This is a genomic window from Paenibacillus sp. JCM 9796 (assembly GCF_055379675.1).
This window is the reverse complement of record NZ_AP043723.1, coordinates 3,113,676-3,133,613: the sequence shown is the minus strand read 5'-3', so window position 1 is coordinate 3,133,613 and position 19,938 is coordinate 3,113,676. Positions and strand designations below refer to the sequence as shown.

Here is a 19,938-nt window from a genome sequence, read left to right as displayed (position 1 = left end):
TGACGATCTCTCGCTGCGGTCAGCCAAATTTGTAGGTGATGCCGTGTCCCCCCTTGGGATAAACCCATTCAATGTTGTCGTAAGGACAGGCGATACGACAGGTGCCGCATTCGATGCAGTTTTCATAAGCGACCGTCGTCATCTTTTGCTTCTTCTCCCATTCATACACATCGGCCGGACAAAAATAATTGCAATCTTTCTTCACGCATTGCAGACAGTTCGCATGCTCCTTGATGATCAAATGGGACACATCATCGCATTTGAAGCGGATCGTAAACAATTTGTCGGATATGGAATCGCTCATCCATTCATCGCCCTCCAGCTTTTATAGCCTAATTTCATCAAATTCATCGTTCCGCCGGCAGCATCTTTGATTAATTTAACGGCTAGCTTTTGCTTATCCGCCTTGGATACGCCATCCACCAGAAACATGTGATAGGCGGCTTCATTTAGAGCCTGCGGCAGCTTGTCGAACAGCAGCTCCGGGTCTTGCTCTTTCAGGAACTGATGCATGCCTTTGTATTTTTTCAGATCCTTCTCGAGGAAAGAGCTCCTGATCTTGTCATCGTATGCCTTTAGCGTATCTCGTGAATAGTCGCCTTTCTCCCTGGCCTGGACAATGGCTTCGCCCGCTAACCGCCCCGAGGTCATCGCGAGGTTCGTACCTTCCCGATGTACGAAATTAATCAGCTGCGCGGCATCGCCGACGATACACCAGCCGTCTCCGGACAGAGGCGGAATGGAATGGTATCCGCCTTCGGGGATCAGATGTCCCGAATATTCCAGGACTTCTCCCCCCTGGATTAATTTGCGGATCATCGGGTGCTGTTTGGCCGCTTCCAGCAGGGCATAGGGCTTGATCCGTTTCTCCCGCAGCTGATCGACCATGACCCCGACGCCCAGGGAGAGCGTCTCCTTGTTGGTATACAAAAATCCCAGCCCGGCCATCCCCAGTGACGTTTCGCCCATAAACTCGATCGTAACCCCTTCGTCCCCTTCCACCTGAAACCGGTCTTCGATCTTCTCCCTGGGAAGGGCGATCACTTCCTTCACCGCCAGAGACACCTCATCGGGCCGCCATTCCTTATGGATGCCGAGCGATTTGCCGAGCAGCGAGTTGACCCCATCGGCGATGACCACGACATCGGCGTAAAGATTCCCGTCGGCCCGGTCCGTCTTGACTCCGACAACCCGGTCTCCTTCCTTCAGGAACTCGGTTGCGACCGTCTGGTAAACCGGGATAGCCCCGGCCTGCACCGCCTTGTCGGCAAACCATTGATCGAACTTGACCCGCAGTCCGGTAAAACAGTTGAACGGCTCTTTGTAAGCTTCATTCCGGTGCCCGAACGTGACGACAGATTGTTTACTCATCATCCAAATCCGCTGTTCCACGATTTGCCGCTCCATCGGAAACCCTTTTTCCGTCCAAAACTCGGGGATCAGATCCTCTAACATTTTTCTGTACAAGACGCCGCCAAAAATATTTTTCGCCCCGGGAAACTCGCCCCGCTCCAGCAGAACAACCGAAAGACCGGCCCTGGCCATCGTCAAGGCCGCCGCCGCGCCGGCCGGACCTGCGCCGACGACCACCGCGTCAAACTTTTCATTCATCGTCCCTCGCCCCTTTCCGACAACAAGGCTTCTTCCGGTTTCACGCTGGCAGAACCGGTCTGATCCGCTTTACCAGGCATGCCCGCCGCCCGCTTCTTCTTCACTTGCTCCGTAAGGGCAGGTACGATTTTGAACAAATCGCCGACGATCCGGTAATGAGCGGTTTGAAAAATCGGCGCCTCCGGGTCTTTATTAATCGCCACGATCACCTCCGAACCCGACATCCCCACCGTATGCTGAACCGCCCCGGAAATGCCTATGGCAAAGTACAGCTTAGGCCTCACCGTACAGCCGGTTTGTCCGACCTGATGCGCATGCTTGATCCAGCCGGCGTCAACAGCCGCCCGCGACGCGCCCACTACGCCTCCCAGAGCATCGGCCAGTTCCTTCAGCATGGCGAAAGGCTCCGGCCCCCCTAATCCCCGGCCGCCGGCGACAATGATCTCCGCTTCTTCCAAATTCAGCGTTGCTTGCCCTTGAATGAAATCGAGCACTTGTGTGGCCATTTGTTCTTCGCTCATCCCATTTGCCACCCGAACGATTTCCCCTTGCCGGGACACGTCGCGCGGCAAGGCCAGAAACACGCCGGCACGGGCTGTAGCCATCTGGGGGCGATATTGCTTGCACAGAATAGTCGCCATCATCTTCTCCGAGAAAGCCGGCCGGCTTGCCAGCAGGAGCCGGGAAGGCGGCGGTTCGACATCCAATTCGGTCGTATCGGCCGTCAAGCCGGTAGGCAGGTGCGTCGCGATGGCTCCAGCCAAATCCCGGCCGGTGCCCGTAGCCCCGAACAAGCATATCTCAGGCTTGGCCTCGCCGATGACCTTCATCGCAATCCGGCTGTACGGCCTGGTTCGATAAGCTTTGAGCTCCGGCGCCTCGCACAAGAACACTTTGTCCGCTCCGTAATAAATCGCTTCTCTGGCCAAATGCTCCACTTCATCCCCGATAACAAGCGCTATCAGATCGACGTCAAGCTTATTGGCGAGCCGTTTCCCCTCGCCCAGCAGCTGCCAGGAAACTTTCTTCGCTTCCCCTCCACGCTGTTCCACATAAACAAACACGCCCCGGTAATCGGACCAATCGGGTGCTGGTTCCGTCTCTTTTCGTGCGCACACCGGCTTCTCCTCCTTTTTTATGAAGTCCAGCCTAATCTTTCCGGCAGATCGCTTCCCCACAATTTCTCTATGAGCTCTTCTGAGATTTGTTCCGGCTTATCGCCGCCTATGACTTGCCCGTTAATCTTGCGAAGTTCGGGCACCCAGGTTTTACTTACGATCGTTGGCGACCCCTTCAGCCCAATCTTGGCCACTTCCAAATCCGGAAAATCGGCCGTTGTCCATACGGTCGGCTTATATCGGGCAGCCCGGATCATCCCCGGCAGCGAAGCTCTGCGGATGGTGTTCAGCTCCTTCAACGCGGTGACAAGCACGGGCATGGCAGACTGAACCACCTCGGTGCCGTCCTCCAAATACCGGTGCACGGTTACTTTGCGCGCCGAAGGGTCTACTTCGGACACTTTGCCGACATACGTAAGCTGCTCCACATCCAGGCGGCAAGCAATGCCGGGGCCAACCTGTCCGGTATCGCCGTCCAACGTCTGCTTTCCGCAAAAAATAATATCCGCCTTCCCCCATTCCTGCTCTACCTTTTCAATCGTTTTGGCCAACACGTAGGAGGTCGCCAGCGTATCCGCGCCGGCAAATTTACGGTCGGTCACAAGCACCGCTTCATCGGCCCCCAGGGAAATGCATTCCTTGAGCGATTTCTCAGCCGGAGGCGGCCCCATGGTGACGACTGTAACCCTGGCGCCATGCTCATCCTTGATGCGCAGCGCCTCTTCAAGCCCGTGCAAATCGTAAAAATTGACGATACTCGGAACGCCCTGCCGGATTAACGTGTTGTTCACAGGATCTATGCGGATTTCGCGGCTATCGGGGACCTGCTTGATGCAAACGATAAGGTGGAGCATGCCCTTGCCTCCTTGACGGTAACTTAGATTGCAGCCCAATTGTCCCAATACGGATGGACGAACTTCAAAGTGAGCTGATCGCTCTGACAGCTTGCTTGTATAGCCTCGGACAGTTTCCAAGCTTTCTCGAAGGAGGAGGGCGCCAGCGTATGAAACAGCGGGGGCACCGTCCAGAACACCCTCTCCTCCGATACCGGGAATACCATGACCTTCCAGCCGTTAGTCTCTTGCTCCGCATACCACAACAATACGACCAGCCAGTGTGTGAACCTGATGGACTTTCCCTCTTTGGAGGTGTACATATCTTCCAGCTCATGCTTATCCTGCTGTCTATAGGAAGCGCGGGTCTTGGGAACAGGTCCACAAGATTAAAATAATGGAACATCAGGCCGCCCCCTCATGAGTCTCATGGTGGAGTTCAAACAAGTTGATGTTTAAGCGTTTTCAAGCCTTGGCGCAACAAATATTGCATGTTCTGTTATATCATATGCCGACTTTCACAAATATTTCCCTGTCCGCCTCTCGTATTTTCGCGGATTTCAAAACATGCAGGGGTATCGTAGGAGGGAGCTGACTTTCGAACTATGCTATAATGAAACAAAGCGAACGCCTGGTGGGAATGGCTTTCGCTTCGTCATTTAGGGAGGATATTATGATTCTGCATAAGGGCGAAACCTTATTTCGTCAGGGTGAAACGGGACCGCTTTATCACCTGAAGAACGGACTGCTGAAAATTGTTCGCGTTCACGAAGACGGTACAACGATCTTAGTGAATATTATCGTGCCGAATGAAGTCATTCCGCACCATTCTCTCATTAGCCCGAATCCGTACTATGGAACGGCGATTGCACTGATGACAAGCGAGATCGAAGTGTTGTCTGCGGCGGAATGGTATCGGGAATTGGAGCGCAGCCCGGATCGATGCCGCAGCATCGCCTTGCAGCTGCAGGAGAAGCTTCGAATGATGCAGCAGCGGATCGACCAATTAACCGAAGTCGCTCCCGCCGAGAGGCTCAGGAAGCTTCAAATATGGCTCCGCTCCTATGCTGCGCCCGCCTTCTTAACCCAGCTGCTGACGCAGGACGAGATCGGCCAGTTCATCGGCCTTCGCCGTGAAACGGTGAACCGGCTGCTGCGCGCTCAATCCAGCTCCGATAATTAATCGGTCGTTATCGCTGACGGCTGACTTCGGCCTCAGCCGTTTCGGAGGGCTGTTCCAGATCGCCGGCCGGACCGAAAAACTCATAATGAATATCCGACGCCATAATCCCCCAGTCCTTCAGCGCGCGGTTCAACGCTTTCATGAACGGAACGGGACCGCAGAAATAGAAGCCGGCATCGCGGGTCGGTATGACGGTTTGCAGCCAGGGCAAATCGATAAATCCTTCCTTCTGGAAAGCGCCCTCCGCTTTATCGAGTTCGGTCGGTTGTTCATAGCACCAAGACACCGACACCTGCGGGTGTTGGGCGGCGATTTCCTCCACATGCGCCTTCATCGCGTGTACATTCCCGTTCCGGGCGGCATGGATGAACGTCACCTGGCGCTTCGGATCCGTTTCCACCAGCGTGTCAAGCATGCTGATCATCGGCGTCAACCCGACCCCGCCGCTAATCAGAACAACAGGCCGCGTATCGGTACGATCCAGCGTAAACTCACCGGCCGGCGCAGAAAGCCAAAGAAGCTCGCCTTCCTCGATCTGCTCATGCAAGTAAACGGACACCTTCCCTGCAGGCCGCCCCTCTATCGCATCCTCCCGTTTCACGGAAATCCGGTAATAAGGGCGCCCCGGCGCTCCCGAGAGGCTGTACTGACGGATATGGGTATGGGACTCCCCGGGAATTTCTATCTTTACACTCACATATTGCCCCGGTTCAAAGGCCGCGATCGCCTTACCATCGTCCGGCACCAAGTAAAAAGAAGTGATCACTTCACTTTCCCTCACTTTACGCTCCACCCGAAACGCCCGGAAGGATGGCCAGCCGCCCTCCTGACGTTCGGCATTCTCGTACATCTCCGCCTCTATGCCCATGAAGACGTCGGCTATTACGCCGTAAGCCTCCGCCCAGGCCTGTAAGATGTCGTCGGTTGCCGCATCGCCCAGTACGTCCTTGATCGCAGCGAGCAAATACTGCCCGACGATCGGATAATGCTCGGCTTTCACACCCAGACTGCGATGCTTATGTGCAATCTGCTTGACGACCGGAAGGATGGCCTCCAGTTTGTCTATATTGGCGGCCGCGGCATACACCGCGTTGGCAAGTGCAGTTTGCTGTCTGCCCTGATTCTGATTGGCGTGATTAAATACGTTCAGCAGCTCAGGATGATGGGTAAACATCATTTGATAGAAGCGCTTGGTAATCTCCTTCCCATGAACCTCCAACACGGGTACCGTCGATTTAATGGTTTCAATCGTTTCCACACGCAGCATGATGATCTCCTCGCTTTCGCGTTTGCTTGATATGAACCAAGTATAAACAAAAGGATGTACCGCCCGTGTGATTAGAGTCACAGGAATACGCAAGGTTCTGTGACGGACCGGCAAGACGCCTGCCGCCCTGCCGCAGGGCCTTAATTTACTTTCGGACAGGAGGGACAATAGCTCTCATGGTCGGAAATCATATAATAATAGCAGCAGGTTTTCCGAATGCGGATCGGTTGATCTGAAGCCGGGACTATGCATTTCGGGCTGTCAAATCTTGCAAACGGATTATACTTCTCCCCGAACAAGCCCGCAGGCGCATCGCGAATTAAATATTCGAAATCCTCTTGCATACGGAACTGCTCCTGACGACCCGCCGCTTCCAGGATTCGCTTCTCGTATAGCGTATACACATAGATCGCCGTGTTCTCCCACAAAATGGACCTCGGAATGTTACTCGCCTTGGCAATAGTACGCCATACTTGTGCCAGATGCCCGGCAAACATACTGGATAGTATTTGATCGCGCCACGCATTGCGCCCGGCGCTTGCCGGCTGTGTCACATTCACATGGGCCAAACGCATATTCGGCATCCAGGTCGTTTTTTGGTAATAGGATTCGACATGACAGTTTCCAATAGACAAATCCAATCCCCGGTTATACATCGTCATCGCATACAAGCCGGGAGAAACGATAAGAAACGCATACCTCTTGGCGAACGGGGAAGCCGTCATCGCTCTGGACGGGGATCGGTAAAGGTTGGCTAACCCGTCTAAATACAAGCCGCACTTGTGCTCGTCTACCAAATCACGCGCGGATATGGAGTAGGTCCGGTCAGCGGATTCTGCCGTAGTCACGCGCAAATGGTTGGCTAAATAATCCCATTCCTCTTGCTTCATCGAGGACGGCATTCTATCGTTCATTTCCTTTTCCCCCTTGCGGCAGCATCCACATTCGTTGCGAAATTTTGCCTCGAGATTGGCCATCGCTCCCTCTCCACATCAAAACTGGTTCCGATTTTTGAACAGCAGATAAATGAAGAACGGCGCGCCAACGCCAGCCGTGAATATTCCCGCTGGAACGTCATGCGGATAAAAGGCCGTCCGTGCAATCAGATCAGCGGTAAATACGAGCAAGCTTCCGGTTAAAGCGGATACGAGCATCAGGCTGACAAACGGACGGCCCACTAATTTTCTGGCGATATGCGGCGCGATTAAGCCTACGAACCCGATCGCTCCCGCTACAGAAACAGCAAATCCGGCCAATACTACGCTTAACACTAGCAGCATAAAACGGTGCCTCTGGACAGGAACCCCCAGTCCGGCAGCGACATCATCTCCCAATTCTTGCGAATTCATGCTTCTTGCAAAATACCAGACGAGAGGAATCAATATAACGACCGCCGGTAAAACGGTATACACCCCTTGCCACGAAGCGCCATACACGCTGCCTGTGAGCCACACATACGCCTTGCCTGCCGTAAAGCTCGAGCTCATGACAAGCATCAAGGTGGTGGCGGCATTCATCGCGGCAGCTATCCCAATGCCGATGAGCACAAGCCGAATCGCCGTTACTCCGCCCTTCCAAGCGGGCAGGTAGATCAGCAGGGATACGAGGATCGCCCCTATGATGGCAGCCGCCGGGAGCCACTTGATGCTCACTTGCCCGCCGAAATAAGTGATAAAGGCAACGGCAGCAACAGATGCGCCTCCGGTAATGCCGATAATATCCGGAGAAGCGAGCGGATTCCGAATGATGCCTTGCAGGATGGCGCCTGAGATGCCTAGAGCAGCTCCGACAAGCAGCGCAACCATAGCTCGCGGCAATCGCAGAACATGCACAATAAAGTCATACTCTCCGGAGCCGGAACCCAGAATCGTCCTTAACACATCCAGAGGATGGATCATCGTATCTCCTAAACCGATTCCCACCACGCCCGCCACCAGCGTCAGAAGCATAAGCCCGCTAATCACCCACGCCGATTTCTGCTGGATCTGGAAATGAACCCGGTCATGTTTGCTGCGATAAGTAAAATACCGATTCATTTCCATGCAACCCCCTTACGGGCAATATAAACAAAGAAAGGCACTCCAATAAACGCTGTAATGACGCCGATCGGCACCTCTTGCGGCAAAATGACGAGCCGTGCCACGACATCGGCGGACAACAGCAATATGGCCCCCAATAGAGCGGAGAAGGGGATGACCCATCTGTAATCGTTACCCACTAGAGCACGGGCAATATGAGGAATGACTAACCCTATGAATCCTATGGCTCCGACAATAGCGACCGAAGAGCCTGCCAGAACCACAATAAGAATTCCCATCATCGATTTTACTAACACCGTTTTTTGCCCTAGTCCTTTGGCAATGTCTTCCCCCGTAGTCAAGAGATTGATGGCTTTTCCCATGGACATGGAAACAAGCCCTGCCAAAACAACGAGCGGCCATACAGGCTGCAGCATTTCCAGCGTGCGCCCGCTGACCGAACCGGCCAGCCAGAACAAAACATTTTGCATGCCGACTTCATTCAATACCAAAATAGCTTGCGTTAAAGACATGAACAGAGCGCTTATTGCAGAACCGGCGAGGACGATTTTGATCGGGGTTAAACCGTCCCTGCCAATAGAACCAAGAAAATAAACAATAACGGCTGCAATAAAAGCACCCAGAAAGGCTAACCACATTAAAGAAACCAAGGAAGAGATCGAGAAGAAGATAACCGCTAATACGACAAAAAACACGGCACCCGCATTAATGCCGAACACACTGGGAGAAGCCAGCGGATTTCGGGTCAAAGCCTGCATCAGCGCACCCGCAACTGCCAAGCTTGCCCCGACAACAGTTCCAATCACAGCCCGCGGCAAACGCTCGGTATGAATGATGAGGTGGTCCGTAACGGTTGGATCATAATGAAACACGGAGGCAAACGCGAGGTCTAATGGAAAGAACGTTCTGCCACAAACAATACTGGACACAAACGCAGCCGCCAACAGGATGAGGATGCCTATCGTGCCCCCTATTTTCGAGGTCGTGTTCTTAAAAAAACAAAACATACCCTTCACTCTTTCATGTAAGAAATGTAAAGCAGAGAAGGAGGATAAAGGATATAACATCCTGCTCCTCCTTACATTCCTCCAGTTATTTGGCTGCTTTCTGCAATTTGAATATGTCATAAAGCTCATCCAGCATTAAATGTGCAGACAAATACCCGCCAGCCAGGTTCCAATTCACCTCATTCACGATAAAAACTTGATTTTTTTTGTAAGCGTCAAGGTTTTTCCATAGCGGATGGCCAGTCCATTCCTCATATGTTTTCTGAATGGCTGCCGCATCAGTGCCGGTGTTGAAGATGAATAATACATCCGCATTCAGGTCCGGTATGCTCTCTTTGGAGCTCAGTTTAATGCCCCATATATCTTGTTCGTGGCCGTTCGGTCGCGTAAAACCAAGATCCCGCAAAATTAATCCGGCAAATCCCATGTAATATAACCGCGCATGATCCGCTCTGAAATTGCCGATCGCCGCCTTGATCGGCAGTCGGCTGCCCATCTGCGCTTTAAAATCGGCCGCTCGTTTATCCCAAGCCATCAACAATTCCGTAGCTTTCTGCGGGTTGTTCACAACTTGGCCGACCAGCTGTATGGTTGCCTTCCAGTCATACAATTGGTCTACCATAACCGTAGGAGCAATTTTCGATAATTGATCGTAGATCGCTTCATGCCGAAACTTGGACGTAATAATGACATCCGGCTTCAGCTTATAAATGGCCTCCAGGTTCGGCTGAGTTTCCAACCCGAGCAGGGGAACTCCTTCAAGATCTTTCTTCAAATAATCGTAAACAGGCTGCCCATTCGCTTCCACTACGCCTGTCGGCTTAAGGCCGAAAGCAACGACAGCGTCGGTACCTCCTTGAAATAGCGTAACGATTTTGGTCGGCGTACCCTTTATTTCCGTACTTCCCATCACGTGCTTAATGGTTCGAACCTCATTAGCCCCCGTTTCGGCTTCCTTCGCTGCGGGCGCTCCTGTCGCCGCGGTCGGCCCTGACGTCTTCTCCGCTTTGCCGCAGCCCACGATCGTCAGCATAAATAACAAGGTGGCTAGCGCAAATAACCCTATTTTTGACCTGAACATGGCTTTCTCTCTCCCTTTTCTTGTGCTGGATTGGTCACGAATGTGTTGATATTGATTCTCATTCCTAATTATACGAGCGCTTGCCCCAATGGAAATGGACAATTAAGTCGGCTATTTGGACGAATCCGACATCAACAGCTCGTGCACCTTATCCAGCAATAGATCATGCGTCAGAGAGGTATAGCACGTATAGAGATGCTGGCTATCATACATACAAGACACCGCCCCGTTCCGAACCGCCTTTAAAGCAAGCCACTGTTTATCGGCGAACAGCGCCTTAACTTCGTTCCGGATCGCCTGATCCACATACGTCTCGCCATGGTGCTTATAGCTGGTTAATAGGATTCGGTCCGCTTCGAACTGGGCTAGCTGGTCCAGCGTGATCTCCTTGTAATGGGAGATATCCGCTACTCCATTGGGAGCGGGCAGCTTCAAATCGCCGTAAAGGACCGTCCCGATGTTACGCTGACCGTACACACACATTTTCCCTTCGCCGATTCCGACGATTAAGATGGTTTTATCTCCGACTTTACTCTGAACTTGCTTTCGAATTCTGTCCGCTTTTCTCTCGTATCGCTCCAGCCAATCTTCAGCTTCCTTTTCTTTGCCGACGATTTTGGCAATCGACTGAAGATGGGTTCGCCAGTTTTGAAAAAAAGGAAGCGTCACCGTCGGGGCGATTTGCTCATACATTTTCTCTTTTTGGGATTTTTCAAAATCGCGAAACTCGCAAGTCACGATTAAATCCGGCCGCGCGGTCATCAGCTTCTCCAGGTCCGGCTGGGTGTCGCCGACAGCGATCGTGCTGCGGAATCGGGTAGTAACCGGGTAAGCGCTATTAATCACGGCGGCGTAAGGCTCGATGCCGAGAGCAACCAAATGCCCGGTCAGCAGATGTTTAAGCGAAGCGATCTTGCCCGAGTATTTGATCGAATTCACATAAGAGGTTGGCGAGCGGCCTGTCGTCGCTTTGAACTTGCGGCTGAAATAGTATTCATCGCTGAAGCCGACGCTTTGGGCGATCGAACGAAAGGAGTCGCGAGTCAGCACAAGCGATTGCTTGGCCTGATTGATTCGGATATCGGTCAAATATTCGATCGGGCTTTTGCCGGTTTTTTTCTTGAACACCTTCGAATAATAGTCAGCGCTCATGCCGGCCATTTCGGCAAGCTTCTCGCGCGTAATGTCCGTCGGGTAATTTTGCTCCATATAATCGAGCGTGAGGGTAATCGCCTGATCCACATTTGGTTTGGGAGCATGAATGGCATCCTTGAACAGGGAACACAGCATTTCTTGAAAAATGATATTCGCCTTCATCGCATCCCATATATTTCCGCTTCGCATTTTCTTATCCATCTCCACAACCATATCGCTTAGAAAATGAAAATGCGTGACGATGAACTCATCCGGGCAGTTCAGCTCCGCAGGCATGAAATGGCGCTCATCTGCCGCCTGCTGCGCGTGAAACCTGATCCGATAGAACTCTACCGGGGAATCCGAAAGAATATGAAGATGGACGACGGCATTCGGCGATAAGATGAATACCTTTCGCCTATGTAAGGGGTAGCTTCGTCCATCTATAACAAGGTTGCCGGCAGCTTCCTTAATTAACATCATCGTATACAAGGATGTCTCTTGTTGACATAAAGAATGACCCGAATAGACGTGTTTAATATCTTCCAATTTATACAAATAAGAAGCAAGTCGCTCAGAGAGGTGTTTGACGTTATTCATTGGGATCAGCCCTTCTGTATATATTGAGAATTATTCTCATTATATACAGAAAGACATACAATTCATAGCCCGGGGCTCTCCCGGCTGCAGCATCCTATCCATCACCGACGTGCAATCGCAAGGCCAGCCCGCTTGAGCGACCTGCGGCCAAATGAAAAAGCCGAGAACCCTGCATACAAGGATTCTCAGCTCGTAGGACGTATGCACTCGGCTCGCAGCACGATGAAGCTAAGTCCGTTGACCATGCTTATCAGGCTTAAGATCACAGACGGGTTCACAGGTGACTTTGTTTCCGTTCCAGGACGGTGTCCGTATCACTGTCCCTGCTGTTGACGATCAATTGGCTGATGGTCATAAACGCTCCGCCGATGAGCCCGGCCGGCCTCCCGAGTGTCGACTTATTGATACGAAGATCGCGCGTGGCGAGCGGAAGCGACCGCTGGTATACCCCCTGTCTTAACGAGGCGAGGAAAATATCCCCAAACTCGGACACGCTGCCGCCGATCGAAATTAAGGATGGATTAAAGAAGTTCACTAACGATGCGATAACGCGTCCAATCGTCGCGCCGCTGTCACGAATTAATTCCACGGACAAGGGATCGGGCTGTTGAATGGCGGCTCTTATATCTTTAAGCGTAATGTCGTTCTTTTCTTTAAGCGCTTCCATAAGGAACGAACTGTGTCCGGAAGAAGCCAGCTCTTTCGCCTTTGCGGTCAGTGCTTTCCCTCCCGCGATAGCTTCCAGACAGCCGCGGTTTCCGCACCAGCATAACACATCGCTGCCAACGTCAATATGGCCGATATCCCCTGCGCTTCCGTTGGAGCCGCGGTATAACTGCCCGTGACTGATGATACCGGCGCCGATTCCCGATCCAATCTTGATATAAATCAGATTATCGACTTCAAAGTTCAACCCTTTAGCATGCTCGCCCAAGGCCATAATATTAACGTCGTTATCGACATAACACGGGCAGTCAAAATATTTAGCCCAAAAGACGCGGATGGGATACCTGTCCCATCCAGGCATAATCGGCGGAGAAATAGGCAGACCGGAAATAAATTCTACAGGACTTGGAATACCGATACCAATCCCTTTAATCGAAGTCTTAGAGATCCGGTTCATTTCCATTAATGAGCTGATCCGCCTGTAGATTTGTTCCAGGACTTCATCCGGACCTTGACCAAGCTCGATGGAAGCATGGTCGGAGAACTTCAGATTACAGTCGAAATCGCAGATGGCAAACTGTACGCTGGAAGCCCCGAGTTCAATAGAAATGACATGCCCGGCGTCTTTATTCAGAGCGTACAGCCGTGGTTTGCGTCCTCCGCTCGAATTTCCGATCTCTGAAATGATGATTAATTTGTCGCTGATCAAGCGTTCAATATGATCGTTAACGGCCGACAAGGATAGACCTGATTCCGCAGCAATGTCTGTTTTGGATAGCGGATCTTTAGATCTTCTAATGATTTGAAGAACGCGAGCTGTTACGGAATGCAATTCAATCACCACTTTCATTCATAATACGGAAAATAGACAATTAATCCGATTTATTCAATCGGATTAACGAAGCCTGCCTATATGTATTCTAATAAATGGAAAATATGATTACAAACGATCAAGCTTTGCTCACACAATACCAAGTGGATATTACCAGTTTATGGTCAGAACGTCAAGATGTTCTTATAGGACCGCAAACGGTGCCATTCGGCTCCTTCTAAACAGCAGCGAAGATCCTGGCAACCCGCTTGCGGACCCCTAACAACAGAACGCCGGTTTCCCTGTTTGGAAACCGGCGTTCTGTTATATTCCTTTACCAACCAAAGTCCAGCGTCCTTCCGGTCTCGGTAAAAGTCTTGATGTTGCTGAGGATCATCCACCAATGCGATTGAGCATTAGGATAAGAAGGATGATTCGCTGACCACTGGTCATTGACCAACGTCAGTTTGGTACATTGGCCCACCGTTTCCAGCGTAAACGTTACCCTAGACTCAAGCTCTGCATGGTTCGGAAAGTAGGACGGACCGGGATGTTCGATAAAACTTAGCGTTTGATGAGGTTCGTAAGCCAATAACGTGCCATATACATGAACGGTTTCGTCGCCATCGTTGCCCGGACCTACATACTCCAAGGCATCGCCTGCCTTGAACGTTGACCTGATCACGCTGCCGAAAAAGGTTTTGCGCGTTCCTTCCGGGGACACCAACGTGTTCCATACGTCCTCGGGCTGTGCATCGATATAAAATTCGTATTTGAGTTCCACATTGTCCACTCCTTCGTGATTTGAACTGATCCTACCTGGTCTTGTCCGCGGTTCCGCCTATAGGCAGCTCATATGTGCTAAGATGATTATAGTTGCGTACTTGGCTGCAAGTATTGTAAAAACGCGACAAGAGAACCGACCGGCATAACTCAACCGGATAAATCCTTCATCCTGGCGGAACCCTCTTCCCGAAAACAATGGACTGGAGTGACTGAAAGTGATTTCAAATGTCCCAAAGCCCAGTATGGGCGTATTGCATTTAAATGGAGGCGAAAAAAAATTCCAGCTTTCCCGTTATGCGCCCTCCGGCGATCTTGGTTTTTTCGTCAAGCACTTCTGGATCGTCAGCTGGGATTTAACAGGGCAGGAGCCGTATTTGCAAGATGTCGTCCCGAATCCTTGTGTGAATTTGGTGATCGAACCGAATCGGACAGCCTTCTACGGCGCCGCAAAAAGTAAGTACTCCTATCTCATCCAGGGAAAAGGGTGCGTGTTAGGCGTGAAATTCAAGCCGGGCGGATTCTATCCGTTTATTAAACAACCGGTGTCGAGGTTATCCCAACATCCCATGGACGTCGGCAGCGTGTTAGACGTAGATGCCCAAACGTTAGAGAGCGCCATTCTTTCTCAGGAAGATGAAGCCAAGATGGTCGAACATGCCGAGCGTTTTATTCGGCCGAAACTTCCGGATAAGGATCCCCATATCACGCTGATTAATCAAATCATCGACCGGATCATCGAAGAACGGGATATGACTAAAGTAGATCACATTTGTACCGCGTTCAGTCTTAACAAAAGAACGCTGCAGCGCCTCTTCGATCAATATGTCGGAGTCAGCCCGAAATGGGTCATTCAACTTTACCGGCTCCAAAATGCGGCAGAAACGATGGATCTTCATCCAAACCACGACTGGGCGAAGCTGTCGATGGATCTCGGCTATCACGACCAATCGCATTTTATCAAAGATTTCAAAGCCACCATCGGTATGACTCCGGAGGAGTATGTCAGACGGCGTACAGCATCGACCTGATGCTTTTATAGCGTACAGCGCAGTGCGCGCAACACGGAAAAACCCGCTCAAAGAGCGGGTTACTTCGCAAACATTTTTTCCGCATCATCCAGTGCCATTTTGCTGCCTAATGCTGAGTAATCGAGCCATGGCTGATCGGGGATGGCATATACGTGGTTTGCTTTGACGGCCTTTAATCCTTGCCAAATGGGACTGCTTTGGATTTGCTGGTATAACTTTTGGGCTCCATCATCTCTGTTAACAACGACGAAGATCGCATCGGCGTCATAGTCAGGAAGCACTTCCTGTGAAATCAGCTCATAGGCCTTGTCCTTACTGAGCTGATCGAATCCTTTGGCAGGCTTTAAGCCCAGGTCTTCAAACAAGATCGGTCCCATGGGACGTCTCCTACTGAAGACTCAGAGCTCTTTCGCTGTGACGCGTACCGCCATGACAGTACCGTCGCCGATCTTATTATGGGCTTCCCTGACTCTCTCTTATTTCCCCCCTGCTAGTTTGACATACCGGAAGCTTTGTTCTTATGATAATGATTATCATTACTAACAAGGATTTTATAACCCCTGTCATTATATTGTCAATGAAAATATCTGGAGGGCGGCGATCGAAATGTTCGCCACCTTGACAGCAACGACGTCTTTCATCTTACTCAAAGTGAGAAAGCTCTAGATCAATATGCGGGAAAGCCTATCCTCGGTGATCGGAGCGATAGTAGAACCGTATCACGAAACTACGTCATATCTTGCTTGGGATGTCCAGGCAAATTCCAAAATAATAGACGGATTATTCCTGCGCTTAACAAGATGGCCCCTGCTGTTCGAAAGGAAGCACAATAAGAATCTTGTAAAGCAATCAATCTTGCCGGCTCCATACCGCCAACATTTTGTAAATAGGAAAGCGCCGCATCCGCGCCCCATGTAGGGCTCATGAATAGAATTGAGATTCCAATTACAATGAAAACAACCGATAGCAACTTTAGGGCCACGTTTAATCCTCCAAATGAATACATTTTATGGTAAAGACGCATTCATCCGAAAAAATGTTGCTTTTAAGATCTGCGATTCGTTGGGTGAGACCATCAGGCACGCGGCGGCAAACCACCTGCGACAAGCGAACCTTCACGCTCGAGTTGAAGAAGCTTTGTCTTCATATCCATGCCGCCCCGATAACCGGTAAGGGCGCCATTCTTGCCGATTACGCGATGACACGGTACGGTGATCAGGACGGGATTCGCGCCAATCGCTCCTCCAACGGCACGTACGGAAGCAGGCTTCCGGATGCGGGTTGCAATATCCGAGTAAGACACCGTTTGTCCGTACGGAATTTCGCCAAGCGCGTTCCACACCGCCACCTGAAACGGGGTTCCCCGTAAATCGGATAGAACGGAAAAGCTCCTGCGTTTCCCCTGCAAATATTCGATGAGTTCATTCCCATAAGGCTTCAACTCTTCATCATGCTGAACCAGCGTGCGGCCGGGAAAGCGAAGGCAGATCCAGTCGGCCATTGCTTCAAAAGGTTGATTGGGCGATCCGACGTAACAAAGCCCTTCCGGTGTGGCCGCAACGTGCAGCCTCCAGTCTTCATAGGTCAATAACGTCCAGTAGATCGCCGAATTAAGGCTGCTTTCCACGCGGTAACACCTCCACAGGAGTTTGGTTTTTGAATTGACGATAACTCGTGGGCGTATGCCCGGTTTTCTTTTTAAATAAGGTTACGAAATAGGGAGTATTGTGCAGCCCCACGCTTATTCCGATATCCGCGACGGCTTTATCTGTAGAGCGTAATAGCTCCTTGGCTTTCTCTATTCTTTGGTTCTGAATATACGCAACCGGTGTCATGCCTTTGATGCGTTTGAACGTTCGGTGCAAATGATACGGACTGCCATGGCTTATATCCGCCAATGTCTCCAGCGTCAATGCTTCTGTATAATGCTTGTCAATAAATGCGGTGACGATCGCTACCCACTCCTCATCCGGCAAACGCCGGCCGGTTGGTTTGCAGCGCTTGCAGGGACGGAATTTTCCGGTGACCGCGTGGTCAGCATGCTGGAAAACACGAACATTTTCTTTCTTTGGCGGCTTGGATTGGCAGGAAGGCCGGCAAAAGATGCCTGTTGTCTTGACCGCATAAAAAAACTGTCCGTCGTAAGATGCGTCATTGTTGAGAATAGCCTGCCACATCTCGTCCGTGAGTGAATCCGGGTTCGTCATTTCGTTCACCTCCGTTCCCCTTATTATACCCCCAATCGTGAACGTGTGGGTGTATGCCCGAATGGAACAGCAAGATAACGAAATTATGAAATTGCTTTTTTATGTTACAACTAGAAGGGGGAGCATACCGAGTTGAATGGGGGATTACATTGGAACATCATGATGCCGGCTTGCCTCAAGGCTGCTGGGAAGATAACGGCTGTGAGTTAAAGCTGCACGTGCCGAACGAGTTCAGCTTCGATGAAAATCTGAACTATTTGGCGGCTGCCTCCAACGAGTGCTTGTTTCACACGAAAGATCGGCGACTGTATAAAGCGATTCCGGTGGAACAGGAAACGCCCGTAGTTGAAATAAGCGCGGATCAGGACGGTGCGATCCTCATCCGTTTTTTGGGGGATACGATCCCGAAGGAGCAGAGGGTCCGGGCCGCGGTCGCACGTTATGTCAGGGACTGGTTTGATCTGGATACGGATCTGCTTCCGTTCTACGGCATGGCGCGCCGCGATAGGCTCTTGAAACAAGCGGTGGAGCGCTTCTACGGCCTGCGCAATGTCGGCATTCCCGATTTGTTCGAGGCGATCAGCTGGGGAATCATCGGACAGCAAATCAACCTGACCTATGCGTACACGCTGAAAAGGAGGGTTGTCGAGAATTTTGGCCGACGCGTGGAGTGCGAAGGGGAAACCTACTGGATATTCCCCACCCCGCAGGTTATTGCAGCTCTAACGGTGGAAGATCTGGATGTACTGCGCATGACGGTCAAGAAATGCGAATACTTGATCGGCGTGGCCAAGCTGATGGCGGAAGGGCAGCTGACCCGTGACATGCTGATCGACGCAGGCGACATCAAAAAGGTCGAAAAAAAGCTTGTCGCCATTCGAGGCATCGGTCCATGGACGGCCAATTATGTACTCATGCGCTGCCTTCGGATGCCTTCCGCCTTTCCGATTGACGATGTCGGCTTGCATAATGCCATCAAATTTCTACTGGGGACGGAGAAGAAACCGACGAAGGATGAAATTTTGAAGCTGTCCTCCGGATGGACGAATTGGGAGTCCTATGCCACGTTTTACTTGTGGAGGTTTCTTTATTAGGATAAGCCCATCTTGAAACGCCGGGCGCCGCCGTGCTTCGGCCTAGCCCGCCAAACCCTCCAGCAGCACCTCTTTTTGAATCCACGCGATGACCTGCTCTAATCCTTCCTCGCTTTTCAGGTTCGTAAAAATATAGGGACGCTCTCCCCTCATTTTCCGCGAATCGCGGTCCATGACCGACAGATCGGCGCCTACATAAGGGGCCAAATCGATTTTGTTGATGACCAGCAGATCCGACCGGGTGATGCCCGGGCCGCCTTTGCGGGGGATTTTGTCGCCTTCAGCCACATCGATCACATAGATGAAGGCGTCCACCAGCTCCGGGCTGAAGATCGCCGACAGGTTGTCCCCGCCGCTTTCCACCAGGATGATCTCCACATCCGGGAAACGTCGGACAAGACCGTCGATGGCTTCCAGATTCATCGATGCATCCTCGCGGATAGCCGTATGCGGACAGCCGCCCGTCTCTACGCCGACAATACGCTCGGCCGGCAAAACACCGCTGCGCACCAGAAATTCCGCGTCCTCTTTCGTATAAATATCGTTGGTTACGACCGCCATGCTGTACTGCCCGGACATATGACGGGCCAGCTTCTCGGCAAGCGCTGTTTTTCCCGAACCGACCGGTCCGGCGATTCCGACTCGTATATAACCCATATGCTAACTCCTCCTGTGTGGAAATTGAGGTGAACAAACCTCGGGTACGGGCAGCGCAAGCTTACGAAGCGGCTTTCCCGCGGAAAGCCTGCGGCTGCCGCAGCCCTGCACCGATTGTCACCTCTCGGCCGCTGTTTTTTCGGCCAAACCCGCGCCGCCTGCACGTCAGAAACCGACGCGAAGCCCGTTTTCACGGTTTCGATGATGATCGTGATCATGATCGTGGCCGGCTGCATGACTGTGATCGTGATGGTGGCTGTGACCATGGCTGGCTGCATGCGTGTGACTGTGTCCATGACTGCTGCCGTGGCCCGTGCGATCATCGTGGTGATGGTGTCCGCCGCCCTTGGGAATCGGCTGGAACCGTCGGCTCTGCCTTTCATAGCGGGCGCCCAGCTTGGTCAGCAGCGCCTCCGTCGGATCGTCCGGAAGGACGACGATCTCGCCCTTCTCGGTAACCTGCAGCGGCAGATGGCGGTTTCCGAGCTCGTAGGCAAGCGTCCCCAGCTCCCGCACCGATTCGGCGAAAATAACCAGAACCTCGCAGGGCTGAACGAAAACAAGCACCGTATGCTCCTCATCGCGGAATAAAATATCACCGTGCCGCAGCGTCGTTTGCAGCGGAAGGGAGATGCCGATCACTTTGCCGAGATCGGTATTCTTGCGCAGGATACGCTTGGCGCATTCATCCCACGTCAACGCCACGATCTCGAATCCGTACAATTCTTCGTTATCCTGCGCCAGCTCCAGCTCAAAGGAATTGCCCAATATTTCGGTACATATCATGGATGTCCGCCTCTTTTCTGCTCGTCGAAA

General features: G+C 51.8%; 21 protein-coding genes and 1 pseudogene. 3 read left to right on the top strand and 19 right to left on the bottom strand.

Annotated elements, in window-relative coordinates; all coding sequences use genetic code 11:
- Positions 1–19 precede the first annotated feature (19 nt).
- From ACZ439_RS15085 to ACZ439_RS15065, 5 genes are read right to left on the bottom strand one after another with little or no spacing between them, the layout of a single operon-like run.
- The gene (locus tag ACZ439_RS15085; protein WP_054796509.1) at positions 20–304 is read right to left on the bottom strand and encodes a ferredoxin family protein; all 285 of its coding nucleotides are present in this window, start codon (positions 302–304) and stop codon (positions 20–22) included.
- Positions 301–1,611, bottom strand: a complete 1,311-nt coding sequence (locus ACZ439_RS15080) for an FAD-dependent oxidoreductase (RefSeq protein WP_127608881.1) — start codon at positions 1,609–1,611, stop codon at positions 301–303. Before ACZ439_RS15080 ends, ACZ439_RS15085 begins: the two co-directional genes overlap by 4 nt.
- The gene (locus ACZ439_RS15075; RefSeq protein ID WP_127608882.1) at positions 1,608–2,729 is read right to left on the bottom strand and encodes an electron transfer flavoprotein subunit alpha/FixB family protein; all 1,122 of its coding nucleotides are present in this window, start codon (positions 2,727–2,729) and stop codon (positions 1,608–1,610) included. The genes ACZ439_RS15080 and ACZ439_RS15075 overlap by 4 nt, the downstream gene beginning before the upstream one ends.
- Positions 2,730–2,746: 17 nt before the next feature.
- The gene (locus ACZ439_RS15070; RefSeq protein ID WP_430103649.1) at positions 2,747–3,583 is read right to left on the bottom strand and encodes an electron transfer flavoprotein subunit beta/FixA family protein; all 837 of its coding nucleotides are present in this window, start codon (positions 3,581–3,583) and stop codon (positions 2,747–2,749) included.
- 23 nt (positions 3,584–3,606) lie between these two features.
- Positions 3,607–3,885: a hypothetical protein gene (locus tag ACZ439_RS15065; RefSeq protein ID WP_054796508.1), complete on the bottom strand. Its 279-nt coding sequence runs from the start codon at positions 3,883–3,885 to the stop codon at positions 3,607–3,609.
- A gap of 350 nt (positions 3,886–4,235) precedes the next feature.
- On the opposite strand from ACZ439_RS15065, the gene ACZ439_RS15060 reads away from it, so the two are divergent.
- A complete protein-coding gene (locus ACZ439_RS15060; RefSeq protein ID WP_054796544.1) occupies positions 4,236–4,745 on the top strand; it encodes a Crp/Fnr family transcriptional regulator in 510 nt (169 codons plus the stop codon).
- Between the two features lie 7 nt (positions 4,746–4,752).
- Here the strand turns inward: ACZ439_RS15060 and hmpA are convergent, their stop codons facing one another.
- From hmpA to ACZ439_RS15020, 8 genes are all read right to left on the bottom strand, one after another.
- On the bottom strand, positions 4,753–6,012 hold the full coding sequence (hmpA, locus tag ACZ439_RS15055; protein WP_054796507.1) for an NO-inducible flavohemoprotein: 1,260 nt from the start codon (positions 6,010–6,012) through the stop codon (positions 4,753–4,755).
- A gap of 140 nt (positions 6,013–6,152) precedes the next feature.
- Entirely contained in the window at positions 6,153–6,926 is a 774-nt protein-coding gene (locus ACZ439_RS15050; RefSeq protein ID WP_430103646.1) for an IucA/IucC family C-terminal-domain containing protein, read from the bottom strand.
- A gap of 78 nt (positions 6,927–7,004) precedes the next feature.
- The gene (locus ACZ439_RS15045; protein WP_464619866.1) at positions 7,005–8,048 is read right to left on the bottom strand and encodes a FecCD family ABC transporter permease; all 1,044 of its coding nucleotides are present in this window, start codon (positions 8,046–8,048) and stop codon (positions 7,005–7,007) included.
- The gene (locus ACZ439_RS15040; protein ID WP_464621134.1) at positions 8,045–9,058 is read right to left on the bottom strand and encodes a FecCD family ABC transporter permease; all 1,014 of its coding nucleotides are present in this window, start codon (positions 9,056–9,058) and stop codon (positions 8,045–8,047) included. Before ACZ439_RS15040 ends, ACZ439_RS15045 begins: the two co-directional genes overlap by 4 nt.
- Before the next feature lie 85 nt (positions 9,059–9,143).
- Positions 9,144–10,139 carry an ABC transporter substrate-binding protein gene (locus tag ACZ439_RS15035; RefSeq protein WP_464619865.1) on the bottom strand — a complete coding sequence of 332 codons (996 nt, stop codon included), beginning with the start codon at positions 10,137–10,139 and terminating at the stop codon, positions 9,144–9,146.
- 111 nt (positions 10,140–10,250) lie between these two features.
- On the bottom strand, positions 10,251–11,873 hold the full coding sequence (locus ACZ439_RS15030) for an AraC family transcriptional regulator (RefSeq protein ID WP_464619864.1): 1,623 nt from the start codon (positions 11,871–11,873) through the stop codon (positions 10,251–10,253).
- A gap of 274 nt (positions 11,874–12,147) precedes the next feature.
- The gene (locus ACZ439_RS15025) at positions 12,148–13,371 is read right to left on the bottom strand and encodes an ROK family transcriptional regulator (protein WP_464619863.1); all 1,224 of its coding nucleotides are present in this window, start codon (positions 13,369–13,371) and stop codon (positions 12,148–12,150) included.
- 313 nt (positions 13,372–13,684) lie between these two features.
- The gene (locus ACZ439_RS15020) at positions 13,685–14,134 is read right to left on the bottom strand and encodes an SRPBCC family protein (protein WP_127608889.1); all 450 of its coding nucleotides are present in this window, start codon (positions 14,132–14,134) and stop codon (positions 13,685–13,687) included.
- 217 nt (positions 14,135–14,351) lie between these two features.
- Here ACZ439_RS15020 and ACZ439_RS15015 point away from each other — a divergent pair, with 217 nt between their 5' ends.
- Positions 14,352–15,164 (top strand): AraC family transcriptional regulator, encoded by an 813-nt coding sequence (locus tag ACZ439_RS15015; RefSeq protein WP_141334387.1) that lies wholly within the window; start codon positions 14,352–14,354, stop codon positions 15,162–15,164.
- 59 nt (positions 15,165–15,223) lie between these two features.
- Here the strand turns inward: ACZ439_RS15015 and ACZ439_RS15010 are convergent.
- From ACZ439_RS15010 to ACZ439_RS14995, 4 genes and pseudogenes are all read right to left on the bottom strand, one after another.
- Positions 15,224–15,598: pseudogene (locus tag ACZ439_RS15010) on the bottom strand (ABC transporter substrate-binding protein); the annotation flags it as partial.
- A 293-nt stretch (positions 15,599–15,891) separates the two neighbouring features.
- Complete coding sequence (locus ACZ439_RS15005; protein WP_141334386.1) at positions 15,892–16,146, bottom strand: hypothetical protein; 255 nt, start codon at positions 16,144–16,146, stop codon at positions 15,892–15,894.
- Positions 16,147–16,239: 93 nt separating this feature from the next.
- Positions 16,240–16,791, bottom strand: coding sequence for a methylated-DNA--[protein]-cysteine S-methyltransferase (locus ACZ439_RS15000; protein WP_054796503.1), 552 nt, complete (start codon positions 16,789–16,791; stop codon positions 16,240–16,242).
- Entirely contained in the window at positions 16,775–17,371 is a 597-nt protein-coding gene (locus ACZ439_RS14995; protein ID WP_372814869.1) for a bifunctional transcriptional activator/DNA repair enzyme AdaA, read from the bottom strand. Before ACZ439_RS14995 ends, ACZ439_RS15000 begins: the two co-directional genes overlap by 17 nt.
- A gap of 149 nt (positions 17,372–17,520) precedes the next feature.
- Here ACZ439_RS14995 and ACZ439_RS14990 point away from each other — a divergent pair, with 149 nt between their 5' ends.
- On the top strand, positions 17,521–18,465 hold the full coding sequence (locus ACZ439_RS14990) for a DNA-3-methyladenine glycosylase family protein (RefSeq protein WP_464619862.1): 945 nt from the start codon (positions 17,521–17,523) through the stop codon (positions 18,463–18,465).
- Between the two features lie 42 nt (positions 18,466–18,507).
- On the opposite strand, the gene ureG is transcribed toward ACZ439_RS14990, so the two are convergent.
- Both ureG and ACZ439_RS14980 read right to left on the bottom strand, forming a co-directional pair.
- Positions 18,508–19,122 carry an urease accessory protein UreG gene (gene ureG / locus ACZ439_RS14985; protein ID WP_464619861.1) on the bottom strand — a complete coding sequence of 205 codons (615 nt, stop codon included), beginning with the start codon at positions 19,120–19,122 and terminating at the stop codon, positions 18,508–18,510.
- A 165-nt stretch (positions 19,123–19,287) separates the two neighbouring features.
- Positions 19,288–19,908: an urease accessory protein UreE gene (locus tag ACZ439_RS14980; RefSeq protein ID WP_054799451.1), complete on the bottom strand. Its 621-nt coding sequence runs from the start codon at positions 19,906–19,908 to the stop codon at positions 19,288–19,290.
- Positions 19,909–19,938 lie beyond the last annotated feature (30 nt).